Source organism: Photobacterium sp. 270122K (genome assembly GCF_059941365.1).
Genome location: NZ_JBPOEN010000007.1, coordinates 198,756 through 218,298, shown reverse-complemented (window position 1 = coordinate 218,298; position 19,543 = coordinate 198,756). Strand labels below are relative to the sequence as shown.

16 protein-coding genes are annotated in these 19,543 nt (G+C 51.5%); 10 read left to right on the top strand and 6 right to left on the bottom strand.

Annotated elements, in window-relative coordinates:
• Positions 1-54: 54 nt before the first annotated feature.
• Positions 55-1,077, bottom strand: a complete 1,023-nt coding sequence (locus ACSF8W_RS14385; RefSeq protein WP_500847960.1) for a porin — start codon at positions 1,075-1,077, stop codon at positions 55-57.
• Between the two features lie 283 nt (positions 1,078-1,360).
• On the opposite strand from ACSF8W_RS14385, the gene rlmA reads away from it, so the two are divergent.
• The 3 genes from rlmA to ACSF8W_RS14370 all read left to right on the top strand — a co-directional run bounded on the left by rlmA (position 1,361) and on the right by ACSF8W_RS14370 (position 3,989).
• Positions 1,361-2,182 carry a 23S rRNA (guanine(745)-N(1))-methyltransferase gene (gene rlmA, locus ACSF8W_RS14380; RefSeq protein ID WP_500847959.1) on the top strand — a complete coding sequence of 274 codons (822 nt, stop codon included), beginning with the start codon at positions 1,361-1,363 and terminating at the stop codon, positions 2,180-2,182.
• A gap of 136 nt (positions 2,183-2,318) precedes the next feature.
• Positions 2,319-3,398, top strand: coding sequence for a ChaN family lipoprotein (locus ACSF8W_RS14375; protein WP_500847958.1), 1,080 nt, complete (start codon positions 2,319-2,321; stop codon positions 3,396-3,398).
• Between the two features lie 282 nt (positions 3,399-3,680).
• Positions 3,681-3,989 (top strand): DUF6172 family protein, encoded by a 309-nt coding sequence (locus tag ACSF8W_RS14370; protein ID WP_500847957.1) that lies wholly within the window; start codon positions 3,681-3,683, stop codon positions 3,987-3,989.
• A 96-nt stretch (positions 3,990-4,085) separates the two neighbouring features.
• Here the strand turns inward: ACSF8W_RS14370 and yfbV are convergent, their stop codons facing one another.
• The gene (gene yfbV, locus ACSF8W_RS14365) at positions 4,086-4,538 is read right to left on the bottom strand and encodes a terminus macrodomain insulation protein YfbV (protein ID WP_500847956.1); all 453 of its coding nucleotides are present in this window, start codon (positions 4,536-4,538) and stop codon (positions 4,086-4,088) included.
• Between the two features lie 332 nt (positions 4,539-4,870).
• Between yfbV and ACSF8W_RS14360 the strand changes: the two genes are divergently transcribed.
• The 4 genes from ACSF8W_RS14360 to ACSF8W_RS14345 all read left to right on the top strand — a co-directional run bounded on the left by ACSF8W_RS14360 (position 4,871) and on the right by ACSF8W_RS14345 (position 11,491).
• On the top strand, positions 4,871-6,067 hold the full coding sequence (locus tag ACSF8W_RS14360) for an acetate kinase (protein ID WP_500847955.1): 1,197 nt from the start codon (positions 4,871-4,873) through the stop codon (positions 6,065-6,067).
• 175 nt (positions 6,068-6,242) lie between these two features.
• The gene (pta, locus tag ACSF8W_RS14355; RefSeq protein ID WP_500848023.1) at positions 6,243-8,381 is read left to right on the top strand and encodes a phosphate acetyltransferase; all 2,139 of its coding nucleotides are present in this window, start codon (positions 6,243-6,245) and stop codon (positions 8,379-8,381) included.
• A gap of 311 nt (positions 8,382-8,692) precedes the next feature.
• Complete coding sequence (locus ACSF8W_RS14350) at positions 8,693-10,015, top strand: anaerobic C4-dicarboxylate transporter (RefSeq protein WP_500847954.1); 1,323 nt, start codon at positions 8,693-8,695, stop codon at positions 10,013-10,015.
• A 201-nt stretch (positions 10,016-10,216) separates the two neighbouring features.
• A complete protein-coding gene (locus tag ACSF8W_RS14345; RefSeq protein ID WP_500847953.1) occupies positions 10,217-11,491 on the top strand; it encodes an Nramp family divalent metal transporter in 1,275 nt (424 codons plus the stop codon).
• Positions 11,492-11,768: 277 nt separating this feature from the next.
• Here ACSF8W_RS14345 and focA read toward each other — a convergent pair whose 3' ends face one another.
• Positions 11,769-12,614, bottom strand: a complete 846-nt coding sequence (focA, locus tag ACSF8W_RS14340) for a formate transporter FocA (protein ID WP_500847952.1) — start codon at positions 12,612-12,614, stop codon at positions 11,769-11,771.
• 334 nt (positions 12,615-12,948) lie between these two features.
• Between focA and ACSF8W_RS14335 the strand changes: the two genes are divergently transcribed.
• The gene (locus ACSF8W_RS14335; protein ID WP_500847951.1) at positions 12,949-13,710 is read left to right on the top strand and encodes a sulfite exporter TauE/SafE family protein; all 762 of its coding nucleotides are present in this window, start codon (positions 12,949-12,951) and stop codon (positions 13,708-13,710) included.
• Between the two features lie 98 nt (positions 13,711-13,808).
• Here ACSF8W_RS14335 and yfcE read toward each other — a convergent pair whose 3' ends face one another.
• Positions 13,809-14,360, bottom strand: coding sequence for a phosphodiesterase (gene yfcE / locus ACSF8W_RS14330; protein ID WP_500848022.1), 552 nt, complete (start codon positions 14,358-14,360; stop codon positions 13,809-13,811).
• A 286-nt stretch (positions 14,361-14,646) separates the two neighbouring features.
• On the opposite strand from yfcE, the gene ACSF8W_RS14325 reads away from it, so the two are divergent.
• On the top strand, positions 14,647-15,558 hold the full coding sequence (locus tag ACSF8W_RS14325) for a TIGR01777 family oxidoreductase (protein WP_500847950.1): 912 nt from the start codon (positions 14,647-14,649) through the stop codon (positions 15,556-15,558).
• A gap of 122 nt (positions 15,559-15,680) precedes the next feature.
• Here the strand turns inward: ACSF8W_RS14325 and ACSF8W_RS14320 are convergent, their stop codons facing one another.
• Complete coding sequence (locus ACSF8W_RS14320) at positions 15,681-18,224, bottom strand: ABC transporter permease (protein ID WP_500847949.1); 2,544 nt, start codon at positions 18,222-18,224, stop codon at positions 15,681-15,683.
• Positions 18,221-18,895, bottom strand: a complete 675-nt coding sequence (locus tag ACSF8W_RS14315) for an ABC transporter ATP-binding protein (protein ID WP_428477806.1) — start codon at positions 18,893-18,895, stop codon at positions 18,221-18,223. The genes ACSF8W_RS14320 and ACSF8W_RS14315 overlap by 4 nt, the downstream gene beginning before the upstream one ends.
• Between ACSF8W_RS14315 and tesA the strand changes: the two genes are divergently transcribed.
• A complete protein-coding gene (gene tesA, locus ACSF8W_RS14310; protein WP_428477805.1) occupies positions 18,894-19,541 on the top strand; it encodes a multifunctional acyl-CoA thioesterase I/protease I/lysophospholipase L1 in 648 nt (215 codons plus the stop codon). The genes ACSF8W_RS14315 and tesA overlap by 2 nt on opposite strands.
• Positions 19,542-19,543 lie beyond the last annotated feature (2 nt).

Sequence of the window (19,543 nt, the reverse complement as noted above, 5' to 3'; positions counted from 1 at the left end):
ACACACAACGCCAGCCGCTACCGGCTGGCGTTGTGGTGTCTGGAGCGCGTGGGATCAGTATTCGTAACGTAAGCCCAAGAAGAAGTAATCATCATCGGCATCACCACTGTAACCGCCGGATGTGCCATTTTCACCGTCGCGGAACACATAGCTCGCGAAGGCCGACGAACGCAGCGTGAGACGGTATTGCGCTTCTAATGTGGTATCACTCAGCTCCAGCTCATCGCCGCCGCTGTTATCCAGCCAGCGGTAGCCCAAACGCAGCACCCAGTAATCATCCACGTCATACACTGCCGTGACTTCAACCACCTCATCTTCACTTTTAACGTTATTGCGCTTCACTTCATCTTCAGAGTAAATCGCCCCCAGCGTTAAGTCACCAATGTAATAGCTGCCACCAACGCCCCAGACGTAATACTCTTCATCCGACTCATTTTCGTCGTACTGATAAATTGCCACCGGTGCCAACTTGCCGTTTTCCCCAAAATCAAAGGTGTAGCGCAAGGCAATGTTATAGCCGGTTTTAAGATCCGAAGTGTTATTACCGATGATGTACGCCACCGCCACATCCAAGTAGTCGTAGCTGTTTTGGTATTGTAGCGTGCCATCCTGACGGAACACTTGCGTCGCCGTCGGATCGACTTGTGCCACCTGACGGGCAATCCCAATATCAGACGCGGCGAACACATCGACAATGTCGGTGAACATGATCAGCCCCGAGGCCACACGACCACCGGTAAACGTCCCGTAATGAGAGGCATCAATCCCCGCCCACACATAACGTGCCGTTAATTCATCTTCATCATTGAGGTTATTGGCATATTCTGCCGCCCCGATTTGGTATTCGGCCCACCCTATCACCGACACCCAATCATTCACGGTTTGCGAGCCCCCAAGACCGAGACGGGCATCAAAGCGCCCTTCCACATCGTCCGAGGCTTTATCAGTGACATTGAACGCCAAACGTCCATACACATCGATGGTCGAGCCGTCTTCCCCCTGATAAATCGTGCCTGCCTGCGCGAAGCCCACCATCAATAACGCCGGTAGTACCACTGCCTGTACTGCTTTTGTCATGCTCAACTCCTGTTGTACATTTTTGTTATCTCCCCTTGCTAACAGGAAGAAAAATGTCACTACACGACTCCATGCTGTTCATTGTTATAAGTGCACTTATTGAGTAATGCGTGAATAAAGAGCATAGCGTAAGTTCACAAAAGCGAAACATAACCATTACATTATTGGTGTTGTGCTGGACTTTTTTAATGTGCTTCAGAACCCCGACACGGGGTTGCACCTTGCAGGTGACTTAGCCGAGCGATTACAATACGTGATCATCTTATTACTCCGGTGCTCCTCTATGTCTTACCAATGCCCTCTGTGCCATCAGCCCTTGCAGCAACACGCAACAAACTGGCGCTGTGCCAATAACCACCAGTTTGATCAGGCCAAAGAAGGGTATGTCAATCTGATGCCCGCGCATCATAAAAGCTCAAAGAATCCCGGTGACAACAAAGAGATGATGCAAGCGCGCCGTCTATTTTTAGAAGGCGGTCACTATGATGCCCTACGTACCACCGTGATCGAAAAACTGAGCCAGTACCTGCCAGAAAATGCCGAGCAACTGCTCGATATTGGATGTGGTGAAGGGTATTACACCGCGGCATTGACCGATGCGTTAAGAGTCGAGCACCCGAATCTGACTGTACACGGGCTGGATATATCAAAAGTGGCCGTCCGTTACGCCGCAAAACGCTACCCACAGTGTGATTTTTGTGTCGCGTCGAGCCATCGCTTACCGTTTGCCGAGCAATTGCTGGACGGCATGGTACGTATCTATGCGCCATGTAAAGCCGAAGAACTGCAACGCACGCTGAAAGCAGGCGGGATCTTGGTCGCCGTAACCCCCGCGCCGCGCCATCTCTACCAGCTAAAAGCGATGATCTATGACGAAGTGCATCTGCACGACGTACCGGTAGAAAACATTGAGGGATTTGAGTTAGTGGAAGATGCCCAACTGCATTATGACATGACGCTTTCAGGGGCTGAAGCAACGGCACTGATGCAGATGACGCCGTTCGCCTGGAAAACCAGTGATGCCGTGTGGCAACAGCTGGCAGACAGCGAGCAGTTGCACTGTGAAGCCGACTTTGCGATCCGCGTGTACCGCCGTCTAGCGTAACCGCAGCCACGTCGCACTAACACTCGATAGCCGGCACACTCTGCTGCCGGCATATCACCCTCTCCGTACATCACACACCTTCGCTATACTTTAGGTTTGGCTGCTTTATGCCTTTTGATGATGACGGGAAATCACAATGCGAACATCCGTTTTACTGCTCTGTGCCGGGATCACCTACGGGCTCGTCGGTTGCAGCGCCTCTCCTACACCGCTCAAGACATCACCGATTCAAACCGCCCCTACTCAAAGCACTGCAATGCCCCAATCCCAGTCCCTGCCATCGACCTTATACGATTACACCATCAACCCGCCGTCTTCACCGTCTTCCTCTCAATACGCAGAGGTAAAAACAGAAACCAAGACTCAAGTTCAGACTCAATACTGGGATGTCACCACGTTAAGCCACGCGGTGAAAGACGCCGATATCGTCCTCGTTGGGGAGTGGCACGGCCACCCTGCCGTGCACTTGTTGCAAGCCCAGTTGCTGGCGGCGTTGTATCACAGCGCCCCCAACATCACGGTATCGATGGAGCAATTCAGCCGCGACAAACAACATGTCATCAATCAATATTTGGCGGGAGAGATCGGCGAGGAAACACTCATTCGACACGGCAAGGCATGGCCGAATTATCGCAGCGACTACCGCCCCTTGGTGGAATTTGCCAAGCAACACCAGTTGGATGTGATTGCTGCCAATGCGCCCCGCACCATTGTGCGTTGCGTGGGGAAAGTCGGCCCCGACTATCTGGATCGCTTGCCCTCCATTGAACGAACGTGGGCGGCACAACGCCTCACCCTTGCGAGAGATGCATACCGTGACGCCTTTGAAACACTCATGGCGCCGGGAGCCAAAGGGCCGCATTCACACACCAATAATCACCTGTTTGCTGCACAAACCACTTGGGATGACACCATGGCAGAAAGCATGGTGAACCACCTCGCGCAGTTCCCTACGCGGCAGATTATGCATATCGCGGGGCGTTTTCATGTCGCCCAAGGGTTAGGGCTCGCGTCACGGATCGCTGCGCGTAATCCTGCGTTATCGGTAGTGATGATCACCCCGGTAACCACAGAGACGCCATTGCCTGACGGCGCACCCGATTACACCGTTACCGTGCAAGCCCTGCCTGCGCGCTATGTCAGCGAAAAAGAAATGCAACAATCGGTACGAACACAGTTTAAGTCAGTATCAAAGGGACAATGTCGAGAAGAGTGAGACGAGATGCGAGAAAATGATAGGTCAAAGGGCATGATCAGCAAAGACCTGATAGATAGAACCCCACCGGCGGCCAAGCTTGTGGGGTTCAAAGAGAGAGACAGCTATTATCTCTGAAAACCATTATCGCCATTGCACCTGACTCTCGCCTGAATAGCGTGAAGGTATACCGTTTCCCTTAAACCACCAGAGAATGCAACGTGAGATTCGCGGCAAGCGAAAATATGAAGTAACATACCCGTATCCCGGCATAATCGGGGTTCTTTTGACTTTAGGAAGACGATGAAAAAAACATTTGCTTTAACTCACCCAAAAAAAGCGGTTCCACGCGTTGTTGAAGCCGTAAAACACGAAGTAAAAAAATACCTTAAGCGTGAGCGCAATAAGCAGCTACCTGCAGGTGCCGATTTTTGGGATTTTGACTGTCGATTTGGCCATACCGAGCAGGAAGCAAAGGTGATTCACGTTAAGGAAATCAACAAGCACATTGATGAAGTTGAAGCGCTTGCTTTGACGTCTTTCTATCTGGAAATCTTGGCAAAGCCTGCCGTTCGCCAGAAGAGACTCGATTCTGAGAGCGATTTCGAGTAATCCACTCGACGATCTGCCATGCACAAAAAAGTAGCCCACGGGCTACTTTTTTGTTTTTGGGCTCACGAGCAAGCATACACGCTAAAAAGCCATCACTTAAAACCAGCGCTCCAGCGCGCCTTTATCGAGCTGCTTGAAAGCACGGTTTAAGATCTGCGCCAATTCCACATAACGCGGACGAGCACGCAGGGGCTGCAGTGCATACCCTTCACGAATGATTTTATCGTGGATCTCTCGGCACCAGTTCGCCAATGACGGCGGCAAATCGGTACGGCTGCGCTTACCCAGCCACCACAGCCCTTGCAACGGCATACTCAGCGCAAACAACGCCATGGTGATGGCCTGAGGCAAGGCATCGTAATTATTGAACGCCATCTGGCTCAGCACACTGAGTACCGCCACGGCAGGCATCACGCGTATCGCAAAACGCGTCGCTTTGATGTAGCGCTGCTCGGGAAACAACAACGCCAACTCTTTACGCATAGGCCACGTCGCCATGTAATCCTGCCCATGACGGAAAGACTGCCAAATCGAGGTTTGTTGACTCATAACCCACCAAGTATCAAAAAAATCAGTAAAAATTCAAAACGGCCAATAACAAACTTGATTCAAATTAATTTTTTCTAAAAATCTTTTTGTTATATTGCGCCACAATCGCTATCCTAGGCGCGCCTACATGTATTGTTGCCTGTAATTTCTGTTCTGGCAACCGAAGGCACCCTCATGGATTGCCCAAGATCTGGGTTACTCGATCTTTAATTATACGGATATAACACGAATTTGACCCTGAGTAGACCGTGCTTTTCAAAGTCGACTATTCTCTTGGGGTAATTTTTATTTAGTTGAATATCAACTTTCAGACAGATTATAGGTAGTCACTCATGTCTAAGCTGGTTTTAGTTCTTAACTGCGGTAGTTCTTCTCTTAAGTTCGCCGTTGTTGACGCAGTAACAGGTGAAGAGCACCTGACAGGTCTTGCAGAATGTCTGCACCTTCCAGAAGCACGTATCAAGTGGAAACTTGATGGCAAGCACGAAGCACAGCTTGGCAACGGCGCGGCTCACGAAGAAGCACTTGCGTTCATGGTAGACTCAATTCTTGCGTCTAAGCCAGAACTAGCAGAAAACCTAGGCGCGATCGGTCACCGTATCGTTCACGGTGGCGAGCAGTTCACTAAATCTGCACTGATCACTGATGAAGTGCTTAAAGGTATCGAAGACGCTGCAACATTTGCACCGCTTCACAACCCTGCACACCTAATCGGTATCAAAGCAGCACAAACTGCATTCCCAGCACTGAAAAACGTTGCTGTATTCGATACTGCGTTCCACCAGACTATGCCTGAAGAAGCGTTCCTATACGCACTTCCGTACAGCCTATACAAAGACCACGGCATCCGTCGCTACGGCATGCACGGTACTTCTCACCTGTTCATCACGCGTGAAGTTGCTGGTCTACTGAACAAGCCAGTTGAAGAAGTTAACATCATCAACTGTCACCTAGGTAACGGCGCATCTGTTTGTGCAATCAAGAACGGCCAATCTGTAGATACTTCTATGGGTCTGACTCCTCTTGAAGGTCTAGTAATGGGTACGCGTTGTGGCGATATCGATCCTGCGATCATCTTCCACCTACACGATGCACTAGGTTACTCTGTTGAGCAAATCAACAACATGCTAACTAAAGAGTCTGGCCTACAGGGTCTGACTGAAGTGACTTCTGACTGTCGTTTCGTTGAAGACAACTACGGCCAGAAAGAAGAAGCAACACGTGCAATGGACGTGTTCTGCCACCGTCTAGCTAAGTACGTAGCGGGCTACACTGCTACGCTAGAAGGTCGTCTAGACGCAATCACTTTCACCGGCGGTATCGGTGAGAACTCTGCACCTATCCGTGAGATGGTACTTAACCGTCTAGCTATCCTAGGTGTTGAAGTTGATAGCGAAGCAAACCTAAAAGCACGTTTCGGCGGCGAAGGCATGATCACGACTGCAAACAGCCGTGTTCCTGCAATGGTTGTTTCAACGAACGAAGAACTCGTTATCGCAGAAGATACAGCACTACTTGCTGAAATCTAATCAACGATAAATGTTGTTCAACGGCTGGCTTCGGCCGGCCGTTTTTTCATGGTGGCCATTTTATTGGCTCAACCATGCATCGCTTTTGAGGTGTTGTTCAATAACGGTATCACTACCTTTATTAAACAGCACTGTATGTTCAATAGTTGAGGAATTCACAGTGTCCCGTACTATTATGCTTATTCCGGTTGGCGCCGGTGTTGGTCTTACCAGCGTAAGCCTTGGCGTACTTCGCGCCATGGAGCGCAAAGGTGTTCGCGTTTCTTTCTTCAAGCCTATTGCTCAACCACGTCACGGTGGCGAGCAACCGGATCTGACAACCACTATCATCACTGCTAACAGTGACATGAAAGTGGCAGAACCTTTCTCTATGGCATGTGCTGAAGAACTTATCCGTAACGATAAGAGCGATGTACTGCTAGAAGACATCGTTGCACGTTTCAAAGAAGCGACTGCAAATGCAGAAGTGGCGCTAATCGAAGGTCTAGTACCAACGCGTAAGCACCCATTTGCAAACCAGATCAACTACGAAATCGCGAAAACGCTAGATGCGGAAATCGTCTTCGTTGTTGCGCCTGGTACTGACAACGCAGCACAGCTTAAAGAGCGTATCGAAGTAGCATGTTCTAACTTCGGCGGCATCAAGAACAAGCAAATCTCAGGCGTTATCGTTAACAAACTAAACGCACCTGTTGATGCTGAAGGCCGTACACGTCCTGATCTGTCTGAAATCTTTGATGATGCAGAAGGTACTGTACCTTCTCACGTTGAAGTGATGCAGGTATTCAACTCTAGCCCTATCCGTGTTCTAGGTTGTGCTCCTTGGAGCGCAGAGCTAATCGCTACGCGTTCAACGGACATTGCTAAGCACCTAAACGCTGAAATCATCAACCAAGGTGATGTGGCAACACGTCGCATCAAGAGCATCACTTTCTGTGCACGCTCTATCCCACACATGGTTGAACACTTCCGTCCAGGTTCTCTACTTGTGACTTCTGCTGACCGTCCTGACGTTATCGTTGCGGCATGTCTTGCAGCAATGAACGGCGTAGAAATCGGTGCCCTACTGCTAACTGGCGGTTACGAGCTACCTAAGCCTGTTCTTGACCTTTGTGAGCGTGCGTTTGAAACAGGCCTACCTGTAATGACCGCACAAGGTAACACTTGGCAGACGTCTCTGAACCTTCAGAGCTTCAGCCTAGAAGTACCAGCAGACGACAAAGAACGCGTTGAAATGGTTAACGAGTACATGGCTAGCCACATTGATGGCCAGTGGATTGAATCGCTAACTGAAGGCTCAACCAAAGAGCGTCGTCTAAGCCCACCTGCATTCCGTTACGAGCTAACTGAACTTGCACGTAAGGCAGCTAAGCGTATCGTGCTTCCTGAAGGTGACGAGCCACGTACCGTTAAAGCAGCAGCTATCTGTGCTGAGCGCGGTATCGCGGAATGTGTGCTTCTTGGTAACCCAGAAGAAATCCGTCGTGTTGCTGAGCAGCAGGGCGTGGTACTAGGTTCTGGCGTAACGATCATCAACTCTGATGAAGTGCGTGAAAACTACGTTGCTCGCTTGGTTGAGCTACGTGGCGCGAAAGGCATGACTGACGTTGTTGCACGTGAAAAACTTCAAGATTCTGTTTTCCTAGGCACTATGATGCTAGAAAACAACGAAGTTGACGGCCTGGTTTCAGGTGCGGTTCACACGACTGCGAACACTATCGTTCCTCCGTTCCAGATCATCAAGACTGCACCTGATGCGTCTATTGTATCATCTGTATTCTTCATGCTACTGCCTGACCAAGTATTGGTTTACGGTGACTGTGCGATCAACCCAGATCCAACCGCTGAGCAGCTTGCAGAAATCGCTATCCAATCTGCAGATTCTGCAAAAGCGTTCGGTATCGAACCACGCGTTGCTATGATCTCTTACTCTACCGGTGAATCTGGTAAGGGTGCAGACGTAGATAAAGTACGTGAAGCAACTAAGCTTGCTCAAGCGAAGCGTCCTGATCTGATCATCGATGGTCCACTTCAGTACGATGCTGCAATCATGGAAAACGTGGCTGCTTCTAAAGCACCTAACTCTCCAGTTGCAGGTAAAGCGACAGTATTCGTATTCCCTGACCTAAACACAGGTAACACGACATACAAAGCGGTACAGCGTTCAGCTGACCTTGTTTCTATCGGTCCAATGCTTCAGGGCATGCGTAAGCCGGTGAACGACCTTTCTCGTGGCGCACTAGTAGACGATATCGTTTACACCGTTGCACTGACTGCGATTCAGGCAAAACAAGCTGAAGAAGCTAACGCTTAATCGTTTTAACGGTTGAGTGATCGATAAACGCCCTTGCTGTTGCAAGGGCGTTTTTTTTGCATTTCTCACACCGACTGTACAAAAATCACGCAACACTGCGTTTATTGCATGAAAATCTGTTACATCACACTCAAGCACACTCTGACCCCCTTCACATTCCCTTCTCAATGATTTTGCGAAAACGTTAATTAATTGTATTTGTTGAACGTAACCACCAATTTTCCAGCATGAAATGCTTTATAACCAAAACCGTATTGATTTCACCCATTTTACTTTTTTGTTTATAAACACTCTTCTCAAGGAGGGGAATCATGTTCTGGATCCATCTGTTAATGCTGTTGGCGGTCATTTTGATCGGTATTCGTTATGGCGGCATCGCCTTTGGCCTGCTCGGTGGCCTTGGTGTGTCGGTTATGACGTTTGTGTTTGATATTGCCCCCGGGAAACCGCCTGTCGGTGTCATGCTGATCATCCTTGCGGTGGTGGCGGCGTCTGCAACATTGGAAGCCACTGGCGGCCTCAAACTGATGGTGAAATACGCCGAGCGTTTGCTGCGTAAACACCCAGAACACGTGGTGTTCTTAGGCCCACTGTGTACCTATACCCTGACCGTACTGGTCGGTACCGGCCACTCTGTGTACCCGCTATTGCCGGTCATTTACGATGTCGCGTACAAAAAAGGCATCCGTCCTGAACGCCCAATGGCCATGGCCACTGTTGCTTCGCAAATGGGTATCACCGCCAGCCCGATTGCCGCCGCAGCAGCGGTTGTAATGGCGACCGCCATGAGCAATAACATCGATATCAACCTGATTGACGTGTTAATCGTGACGATTCCTGCGACGTTAGGTGGCTTGTTGGTGGGCTGTCTGTGGAGTTTGAAGCGCGGTAAAGATCTGGATAAAGATCCTGAATTCCAAGCGCGTCTGCAAGATGAAACCTTCCGCAACAGCCTGATTGATGCAGAGCAAGAAAACTCTGCTGAAGAAGAAGCGGCACAACAGCGTACGGCAACGAAAGGCTTGGCGGTGTTCCTGCTGGGTATTTTGTCGGTCATCATCATCGCCCTGTTCAGCAAGCAATTGCTGCCGAAAGGCGTGGGCATGTCAGTAGCGATTCAGTTCCTGATGCTGTCTGTCGGTGCGGTGATCTTGTTGGCAACCAACATTTCACCGAAGAAAATTGTCAGCAGTAACGTGTTTATCGCCGGCATGAGTGCCGTGATCACCATCTTTGGTATCGCGTGGCTGAGTGACACCATCATTGGCCATCACAAGCCATACTTGGTGGAACTGGTGAGCGGGATGGTAAACATCTACCCATGGTCGTTTGCCTTTGCCATGTTCTTTGTGTCTGCCTTCCTGAAGAGCCAGGCGGCGGTACTGACCATCATGCTGCCACTGGGCTTTGCGCTGGGCATTGATCCGGCGGTACTGATCGGGGTGATCCCAGCGTGTTACGCGTACTTCTTCTTCCCGTTCTACCCAAGTGACTTGGCGGCGATCAGCTTTGACCGCTCCGGCACCACGGCGATCGGTAAGTATGTGCTGAACCACAGCTTCATGATCCCAGGCTTCATCGGCGTCGGTGTCGCCACGGTATTGGGTTACACCATCTCAATGATGGTGAATTAATTCATCCCCCTCGGACTGCGTCGCATTGGCGCAGTCCTCTCGCCTCTCGCCTCTCGCCTCTCGCCTCTCGCCTCTCGCAAAGATTATCTATCGGTCATTACTATCAAACCGATAGTTTTTACGCATTAGCCCTCGTCCGTACACAGGCGTAAAGTCCTTCCATCGCCTTTTCTTGCTTCACCACGTTATCGGACACACGCTATGACCACACTCACTTCCCCTCTGGCTGACAGTCAGTCACACACCGTTAGCCCCAGTCATGCCGCATCGGCATCCCCGTCGCTGAAAGGCTCTGCACGCCGATTGATCGGTCCGGCCTTTGTGGCGGCAATTGGTTATATCGATCCCGGTAACTTTGCCACCAACATTGAAGCGGGCTCTGCCTACGGCTATCAACTGCTGTGGGTCGTCCTGTGGGCCAACCTGATGGCCATGCTGATCCAATACCTCTCTGCTAAATTGGGGATTGTGACTGGGAAAAACCTCGCCGAACACCTGCGGGATCAACTGCCACGTTGGGCCGTCGTACCTTATTGGCTGCAAGCGGAATTGATTGCGATGGCCACCGATTTAGCCGAATTCATTGGTGCCGCCGTAGGTTTCCAATTGCTGCTGGGCGTGAACCTGCTCGAAGGGGCGACCATCACCGCATTAATGACCTTGGCCATTTTGACTCTGGGAAAACGCAACCAAAAACCCCTGGAAATCGTCATTGGTACGTTACTGTTGGTGGTCGCGGTCATTTATGTGGCGGAGCTGATGATGGCGAAACCTGCGCTGGCCCCGCTGGCTCATGGCCTGATGGTGCCAAGCCTGACCGAACCGAAGCAAATCTATCTGGCGGCAGCGATTTTAGGGGCGACCGTGATGCCACACGTGGTCTACCTGCACTCGGCCATGTTCTCTGCACCGACCGAGCACTCTGTGACAAAACGTCTGAAAATGACACGTATTGATGTGCTGATCGCCATGACCATTGCGGGCTTTGTCAACATTGCGATTATCGCGATGGCCGCTGCGGTATTCCACCACACGGGCCGGACGGACATCGCCAGCATTGAAACAGCCTACCAAACCCTGACCCCACTGTTGGGCAAAGGCGCGGCACTGCTGTTTGGGCTGTCACTGATCGCCTCAGGCTTATCATCCACCGTTGTTGGTACACTGGCTGGCCAAGTGGTGATGCAAGGCTTTGTCCGTTTCACGATCCCACTCTGGGTACGCCGTGTGGTGACCATGTTACCGGCCTTTGGCTTCATTATGATGGGCGTAAGCACCACCGACATTTTAGTCGCCAGCCAAGTGGTACTGAGCTTTGGGGTCGCGCTGGCTATCATTCCTTTGCTTGTCTTCACCAGCCAGCATCAGATCATGGGACGCTTTCGCAACTCCCCGGTGATCGCGGGACTGGGCGGGATCATCATCCTGCTGGTACTGAGCCTTAATGGTTACTTGCTATGGAGTCTGGTGGCATAAGCCGAAGGTGCAAGGTAAGGAAGCGAAGTTCTGTTCTCGGCTATAGCCTATAGACTCTAGAAACTCGAAACTCGAAACTCGAAACTCGAAACTCAGAATATAAAAAAGCCGCTGCAAAAAGGCAGCGGCGAGAAGAAAGACTCAAATCTTTAAATAATAGTACTAACAAAATACAGTCAGTAAACGTAGAACGTAGTAATAAAATCTCACAATCAAGAGACGGTAATCAGTCGCTAGCACACTACTGCCCACCGTCTTTTATAAAACGATTGTCGATTTACTTACCACGCAAATAAATCATCCAATACCCCATACCCACAAAGATGCCACCACCGATAATGTTACCGAGTGTCACTGGGATAAGGTTATTGAGTACAAAATTGCTTAGGGTTAAATCCGCAAAATCAGCAGGATTCATGCCACTCATCTGCCAAAACTCTGGGCTCGCCAACGCTTTGATACCAATCGCCATTGGCACTTGGAACATGTTCGCAATGCAGTGCTCAAAACCTGAAGACACGAACATGGCGACGGGCAAGATCATCACTAAAATTTTGTCTGTCAGCGTACGGCCACTGAACGTCATCCATACCGCGACACACACCAACACGTTACACATGATGCCAAGCGCAACGGCCTGAAGAAATTCGTGGTGTAATTTGTGTTGGGCAATTTTCATCGCATTAATACCCACCGCGCCATCACCTGACATGTACTGCTTGGTCATCAACATCAAACCCACCAGTAACAGTGCACCGATCAGGTTACCGACATACACGATCCCCCAATGCGCCCACAGGCTCTTCCAGCTGATTTTACCACTGGCACGTGCCACCAACGTCAGTACCGAGCTGGTAAATAACTCACCGCCCGTGATCACGACAAGGATCAAGCCCAAGCTGAATGCCAAACCACCAATAAAGCGTGACATCCCCCAAGCCATATCGCCGGCACCGGTGGTCACCGTGGTATAGAACACAAAGGCGATACCAATATGCATACCCGCCGTGATGGCCAACAGGAGCGATTTCATGGGGTCTTTGGTGGCCTTACTTACACCTACCTCTGCCGCTTTTTCCGCCATTTGAGGGGGTAATAAAGAATCAAATTGATTCTGATGCATAATCGTTGATACCTAACACAAATTGAGACATAAAAATGAGGAGGCCGGATAGTGAACCTTATCCAGCGAAAATTCAAGGCTCTGCCAAAGCATAAACTCGAGATATTCGAGGTAATACCTCGGAAATTCCGAATCAACAAAACACGTCATTTTTCAAAAACATTTTAGCAACACGAAATAAACGCCATTGATAAAAAATCGCCACACAACATTGCTTTTTGTGACACAAGTCTTGGTCGGTGCATGCCACCGATGAAAACCACTCTAGCCGACTGTCGTCTTTTTACGCTAAGGTAATGCCCTTCGTTGGCATTTTGTACTCATCAGGCAGTATATGGATATACTCAACTCTCTCGGGCTTTTCTTTGGTTCTCTGGTTGCCAACACCTTGGCGTCGTTATCCGGTGGGGGTGCAGGGCTGTTGCAATTTCCGTTACTTATCTTCCTCGGCCTGCCTTTTACTATAGCCCTTGCGACGCATAAAGTGGCCAGTGTTGCCCTCGGCTTAGGGGCGGCGATCAAACACATTCGTGCAGGCACCTTAGATTGGCGTCTGACAAGCTATGTGATTGTGGCAGGCATGTTAGGCGTGATTGCGGGGGCCAATGTGATTTTGTTCGTGCCCGGCCGTATTGCGGAAGCGCTGCTCGGCGGGCTGATTTTAGGGCTGGGGATCTATTCCGTGTGCAAACACTCCCTCGGCCAAACTGCCGAACCCCGTCACCGCAATACAGCGGGATTACTGCTAGGCGGAGTGGGATTAGCGGCTATTGGCATTCTGAATGGCTCTCTCACCGCCGGTACCGGCCTGTTCGTGACCTTATTTTTGGTGCGCTGGTTTGGTTTTGATTACAAGCAAGCGGTCGCATTAACGCTGGTCAGTGTCGGGCTATTCTGGAACGGGATTGGCGCAGCGGCCATGTATGTCGCCGGCGCAGAGATCTACTGGCCGTGGATCCCGGTACTGCTGCTGGGTTCGCTGTGTGGCGGCTATTTAGGCGCGCATTGGGCGACACAAAAAAGCAATACGCTGATCAAACGCTGCTTTGAAGTGCTGACCTTATTGATAGGGGTCAAACTGCTGATCGGCCTATAGGTCTCGCGGCCGGCTCCTCCCATTCCGAGCGTTCAACAGGCATAAAAAAGGCGAGCATTGCTCGCCTCTTACAACATGGTGTGGCTACTGACTGACACTTACGCCGGTAAGGTCACCTGACACAGTACGTCACCGTCAAACGTCACCACTTTCAGTGTGTTGTTTTCAAGCAGGCCGTAACTGGCTTTACCGTCACCGCGTGGGATCGTGACTGATCCCGGGTTAAACGCGTAATAATCGCCTTTCTGCTCCGCCACCGGGATGTGCGTATGGCCAGACACAATCACATCGCCTGCACGCAAACGCGGGTGCTTGTCACTGTTGTACAAATGCCCATGGGTCAAAAACAGACGGCGACCGTTTGGCAGCAACACCAGGTTGTAATCCGCCATCATTGGGAAATCGAGCAGCATCTGATCCACATCGCTGTCGCAGTTACCGCGTACCGCCGTGATATTTTCCGCATGCTGGTTCAACAATTCCGCCACGTCGACGGGGGCATAACCGGCTGGCAAAGCATTACGCGGGCCGTGATTTAAGGTATCACCCAGCAAAATCAAATGATCCGCACCGCTTTGTTCAAACGCGGCCAGCGTGCGACGTGTACTCTCGGCACAACCATGAATATCGGAAGCAAAAAACAGTTTCATGTCAGTCTTACAGTAATCAATCAAGATACGCGCATCGTACACGGAAGCCTGACACAATGCCACGCTGCCTATTGCTAACGTTCAACCGCCCGTCCAATAGGCTCCCAGCCTCAATCATACTGATTACTTTACCGCACTGAGGTATAAACACTTTTTTCACAATGCGTTATGATTTCGTCAATCTATCCCTTGGCTATACTCGTATATAGCCAAGTACCTCAACGTGACACGCGGTAAACACCTGTCGAGGCCACCTGAGGAAGTCAGCAGTATTGAGGGGAACAGGATGAAACTATTAGTGACTGGCGGTACCGGCTTTATTGGCTCTGCACTTATTGATCAACTTCGTGATCATAACATCACGGTATTAAGCCGCGATCCGGCCAACGCCAGCTTATCGCTCGGCGAACAAGTCAACGCCATCACCAGTTTGGAGCAATTTGACAACTTGGATGACTTCGACGCGGTGATCAATTTAGCTGGCGAGCCGATCATCAATAAACGTTGGACGGCACGGCAAAAAGACACCATTTGTCGTAGTCGCTGGGGGATCACCCAACAACTGGTCGATAAAATGAAAGCTGGATCACAACCGCCGCACACCTTTATCAGTGGATCTGCCGTCGGTATTTATGGCGACCAGCATGACACGGTGATCGATGAAGACTTTGCCATTGAACAACATGTGTCTACCCACAACTTTGCCCATCATGTGTGCCAACGCTGGGAAAACATCGCCCTTGAAGCCCACAGCGACGCGACCCGTGTGTGCCTGCTGCGCACCGGTATTGTACTCGGCCGTCACGGTGGCGCACTGGCCAAAATGCTGTTGCCGTACCAGCTCGGGGTCGGCGGCCCTATCGGCAACGGTAAACAGTACATGCCATGGATCCATTTGGATGACATGGTCAATGCCATCGTCTTTTTACTGAATACGCCTACAGCCAACGGGGCATTTAACCTAACCGCACCGGAGCCCGTCAGCAATAAAACCTTTAGCAAAGCGCTGGCACATGCCCTGCATCGTCCGCATTTGCTGTTTACACCGCCCTTTGCCTTGAAGCTAGCACTCGGCGAGGCGGCCTCTTTGCTACTGGAAGGACAAAACGCCGTTCCGGCCAAGCTGGAAGCGGCGGGCTATACCTTCCAACATAAAACGATCGACGAAGCACTACAGGATATTTTGCGCCACGCTTAACGTATTCTTTCAACACGTTTCTTTACCGCAAAGCGCATATTAAGATGCCGACAAAATAAAACGGCGCTGACCAATAAGATCAGCGCCGTTTTTAGTTCCTCGCGTATTACCTTGATGCCATGCTATCGCTGCAACGGTTGAAGTAATTGCTGCAACATCGAACGGATAATGATCACCACCAACAACAAAGAAAGCAGTGGCACGCCCACCCATACCCAAGGGTGCATCGTGACGGGTAATTCAAAGCCCCACGTCACTAACGCGGCGACCACTGACTCGGCCCCTATCGCGGCCATCACACCGGCAATCAACGCCATGATGCCATACTCCCCCCACACCGTGGTGGTAATACGCTGACGGCTGGCGCCCAACGTCCGGTAGAGCTTAATTTCCATTTTCCGCTGCGCCATACTCAGGCGTAGCAAGGTCATTACCAAGAGTAACCCACTGATGACCCCTAGCCCTGCCAGCACCGACAAAGACAGAGAAATTTGCTGCATAATGCCCTGAATACGGGTCGCCATGGTGCGCAAGTCAAGCAAACTCACCGTCGGGAAATCACGACCAAGTTGGTTAATCAGCGCTTCCTGTCCGGCTTCAATGCGGAAACTCACCAGCCAGGTGGCAGGCAACGTTGCCATGACATCCGGCGTGAAAATGAAGTAGAAATTCGGCCGCATATTGCGCCATTCCACATCACGAAGGTGTGTCACGTTGGCAGAAAAAACCTGACTATTGACACTAAACGTCAGCTGATCACCGAGTTGGATCCCCAACCGGTCCGCAATACCGCTTTCCACTGACACCCCGCCCGCTTGTCCCCATGTGCCGGCCACTGTCGTGTTGTGCACCGGTAAGGTTTCCCGCCAGGTAAAGTTCAACTCACGCCGCAGTGACTCGTCTCTGACCTCTGGCGCCTCAGCCTTCGTCGTCTCTTTTACGCGTTCAGCCTCCTGTCCACTGTTCATATTCTGTGTGTCGGACGCTTTATCTGCTGCGGTTGAAGGCGATGAAGAAGGTAGTAAAGCGTCATCATTGATATGAGTGATCCGCCCGCGGATCACCGGATACCCGTCAGAACGCATGACCGCATGGGTATCCAACGCCGCAAGGTAATCGGCCTGTTGGTCTGGGCTGATATTTAGCGCAAACACGTTCGGCGCATCGCTAGGCAAGGTTTGCTGCCAATCAGAGAGTAAATCACTGCGTAACAGCCAAATCACTGTCAGTAACATCAACGAACAGGTCAGTGCGGCTAACTGTGCGCCTGTGGCGAAAGGACTACGGCTGATCCGACTCAATGCGAGCTGCATCGACGCCCCCCAACGCCCCCGTTTCAGTAACGCTACCACCATGACACCGAGTAATCCCAGCACGCCCATAAGCACTGCCAAGCCCGCCAGCGTCACCCACATCAGGCCATTGTCCCCAAACCACCACAGTGCGGCGGTAATAGGAAACAATAACAACAAATACCGGCGCGGATTCAATGGCACCGCCACTTGCGGCTGCATTACGGCAATGGCGGGCGCTTCCACCAACTGCCACAACGCGATCCCCATGGCGGGCAACGCCACGAGTAAGGCCACCAGCACACTGACTACAAACGGCGTGATCCCCACGCTAGGCAGCACTTGTGGCAAGATCTCGCCCAATGGCAAGCGCAATAAATACTCTAACCCACTGCCAATGGCACCACCCGCCACGGCCGCCAACGCAAACAACATCACCAATTGTCGCGATAACCACAACCACAACCAACGGCGACTGGCCCCCAAACTTTTCATCATGGCTACGGTTTCACGCCGCGTCGACACATAGTGCAAACATGTCAGCACCAAGGTGGCGGTCGCCATCATGATGACCAAGATAAGGGTTAATGATAAATATTGGCGGGCTTTTTCCAGAATATCCCCAGTGCGCCCCTGCGTGGTTTCACTCAGCCAGCGATCACCGGCAGCCAATGGCACCGTCTCCTGCAAGGCGGTTAATTGTGCCTCATCCCCTTTAAAGTACGCCCGATATTGCACCCGACTGCCCGGCTGAATGGCGCCGGTGTGGGCTAAGTCATCGGCATGGATCAACACCGCAGGCATTTGACTGAAAGGGTTAAACGACAGTTCAGGCTCTTGCACGATCTCGCCGCTGATGACTAAATCCGCATCCCCGATAGCCAGCGTATCGCCCACCTTCACCTGCAGCAGATCAAACAACCGCGCCGCCAACCATAACTCACCAGGTTGCACCTGATGGCGCACCCCGTTCGCCGTTTGCAAGGTCAATTCACCCCGCAGCGGAAAAGCACTGTCGACACTTTTCACGCTCACCAACTGCATGGCGTTATCACTGAAGGCCATGGTGCCAAAACGGGTTTGGACCGAGGTTTGCAGGCCTTGCTGCTGTGCTTGGGTCAGCAAATCAGGCGGTAACGGGTTAGCCGATCGAAAGACCCGATCAGCGGCAATCATCGACCGGCCCTGATCAACCATGACCGCTTCAACCCGCATCACCAACGCGCTCAAGGCAAACACACAGGCAATAATCAAGGTCAAGGCGACGGCCACAGGCCATAGCTGTCCTTGCCACAATTCACGCCAACTCCACTTGGTTAATAACCCACGATAAACCGGTCGGGGCGAGTCGGTCGGGGTACTGATCTCGGTCATGCGGCCACCATGCTCCCACCCTCAAGGGTCAATGTGCGGTCACAGCGTTGTGCCAATTGCGGATCGTGGGTCACCAATACCAAAGTGGTGCCATGATCGCGATTTAAAGCAAACAGCAATTCAATCACGGTGGCGGCGGTATGCTGATCAAGGTTTCCCGTGGGCTCGTCGGCAAACAAAATATGGGGACGAGTCATGAAAGCACGCGCCAACGCAACCCGCTGTTGCTCCCCGCCGGATAATTGAGACGGTAAATGGCTTTCTCGCCCCGCTAACCCCACTTGGGCCAATAACGCGTGTGCCCGTGCTTCATCGGCCACCTCCCCCTTGATCAGGGCGGGCAACAACACGTTTTCCAACGCGGAGAGCGAAGGGATCAATAAGAAACTCTGGAATACAAAACCAATAGAGGCACTGCGCAGTGCTGCACGGGCTTCGTCATCCATGCTGGAAATACATTGCCCCAATAATTCAATGCGTCCTTGCGAGGGGGTATCGAGCCCGGCCAGTAACGTCATCAGGGTCGATTTGCCCGCCCCTGAGACACCAACCAACGCAATCGCTTCGCCCTGCTCGACCTCAAGCGAAACATCCTGCAGAATGGTCAGTGACGACGATGCTGTCGTCACCTGTTTGGATACAGAGACCGCCTTAATCACGGATGTAGACATGATACGATTCCTTTCAGTAATGCTTTTTGTGATCTTTTCGTCGCAAAGTGTTGCAGCGACCCTTGTGGTATTGGGCGATAGCCTCAGTGCCGGTTATCGCATGGCCGCAGAACAGAGCTGGCCAAGCTTGCTGCCAGCGCAGCTGCAAAAAAAAGGACACACAGTAACGGTGATCAACGCCAGTATTTCGGGTGATACCACCGGTAACGGGCTGGCTCGCCTTCCCGCCCTGCTCACGACCCATCAACCGGATTATGTGATGATCGAGCTCGGTGCCAATGATGGCTTGCGCGGGTTTCCTCCCTCAACTATACGCAATAATCTGGCCAACATGATCACTCAGATCAACGCGGCAGGGGCCAAACCCTTGCTGATGCAGATAGTTGTACCGCCAAATTACGGCAAACGCTATAGCGCCCACTTTGCCAATGTGTTTCAAGACGTGAGTGACGAGATGTCAGTCCCGCTGCTGCCCTTCTTCCTTGAACACATCATTCTTCGCCAAGAATGGATGATGGAAGACGGCCTGCACCCGAAAGCAGATGCACAACCGTGGATTGCCCAATTCATGGCGACAGAAATGGCGCCGCATCTGTCATCCCATGTTCAATCACGCGCTGCCAGCGCACCGTCTGACTTACCCTAGGA

What these genes read in the sequence shown, in the direction of transcription:
- ACSF8W_RS14385 (WP_500847960.1), bottom strand. Translation starts at nt 1,077, where the DNA reads ATGACAAAAGCAGTACAGGCAGTGGTACTACCGGCGTTATTGATGGTG.
- ACSF8W_RS14370 (WP_500847957.1), top strand. Translation starts at nt 3,681, where the DNA reads ATGAAAAAAACATTTGCTTTAACTCACCCAAAAAAAGCGGTTCCACGC.
- ACSF8W_RS14335 (WP_500847951.1), top strand. Translation starts at nt 12,949, where the DNA reads ATGGATATACTCAACTCTCTCGGGCTTTTCTTTGGTTCTCTGGTTGCC.
- ACSF8W_RS14375 (WP_500847958.1), top strand. Translation starts at nt 2,319, where the DNA reads ATGCGAACATCCGTTTTACTGCTCTGTGCCGGGATCACCTACGGGCTC.
- ACSF8W_RS14350 (WP_500847954.1), top strand. Translation starts at nt 8,693, where the DNA reads ATGTTCTGGATCCATCTGTTAATGCTGTTGGCGGTCATTTTGATCGGT.
- ACSF8W_RS14325 (WP_500847950.1), top strand. Translation starts at nt 14,647, where the DNA reads ATGAAACTATTAGTGACTGGCGGTACCGGCTTTATTGGCTCTGCACTT.
- ACSF8W_RS14360 (WP_500847955.1), top strand. Translation starts at nt 4,871, where the DNA reads ATGTCTAAGCTGGTTTTAGTTCTTAACTGCGGTAGTTCTTCTCTTAAG.
- yfbV (WP_500847956.1), bottom strand. Translation starts at nt 4,538, where the DNA reads ATGAGTCAACAAACCTCGATTTGGCAGTCTTTCCGTCATGGGCAGGAT.
- pta (WP_500848023.1), top strand. Translation starts at nt 6,243, where the DNA reads ATGCTTATTCCGGTTGGCGCCGGTGTTGGTCTTACCAGCGTAAGCCTT.
- ACSF8W_RS14315 (WP_428477806.1), bottom strand. Translation starts at nt 18,895, where the DNA reads ATGTCTACATCCGTGATTAAGGCGGTCTCTGTATCCAAACAGGTGACG.
- rlmA (WP_500847959.1), top strand. Translation starts at nt 1,361, where the DNA reads ATGTCTTACCAATGCCCTCTGTGCCATCAGCCCTTGCAGCAACACGCA.
- tesA (WP_428477805.1), top strand. Translation starts at nt 18,894, where the DNA reads ATGATACGATTCCTTTCAGTAATGCTTTTTGTGATCTTTTCGTCGCAA.
- yfcE (WP_500848022.1), bottom strand. Translation starts at nt 14,360, where the DNA reads ATGAAACTGTTTTTTGCTTCCGATATTCATGGTTGTGCCGAGAGTACA.
- ACSF8W_RS14320 (WP_500847949.1), bottom strand. Translation starts at nt 18,224, where the DNA reads ATGACCGAGATCAGTACCCCGACCGACTCGCCCCGACCGGTTTATCGT.
- focA (WP_500847952.1), bottom strand. Translation starts at nt 12,614, where the DNA reads ATGCATCAGAATCAATTTGATTCTTTATTACCCCCTCAAATGGCGGAA.
- ACSF8W_RS14345 (WP_500847953.1), top strand. Translation starts at nt 10,217, where the DNA reads ATGACCACACTCACTTCCCCTCTGGCTGACAGTCAGTCACACACCGTT.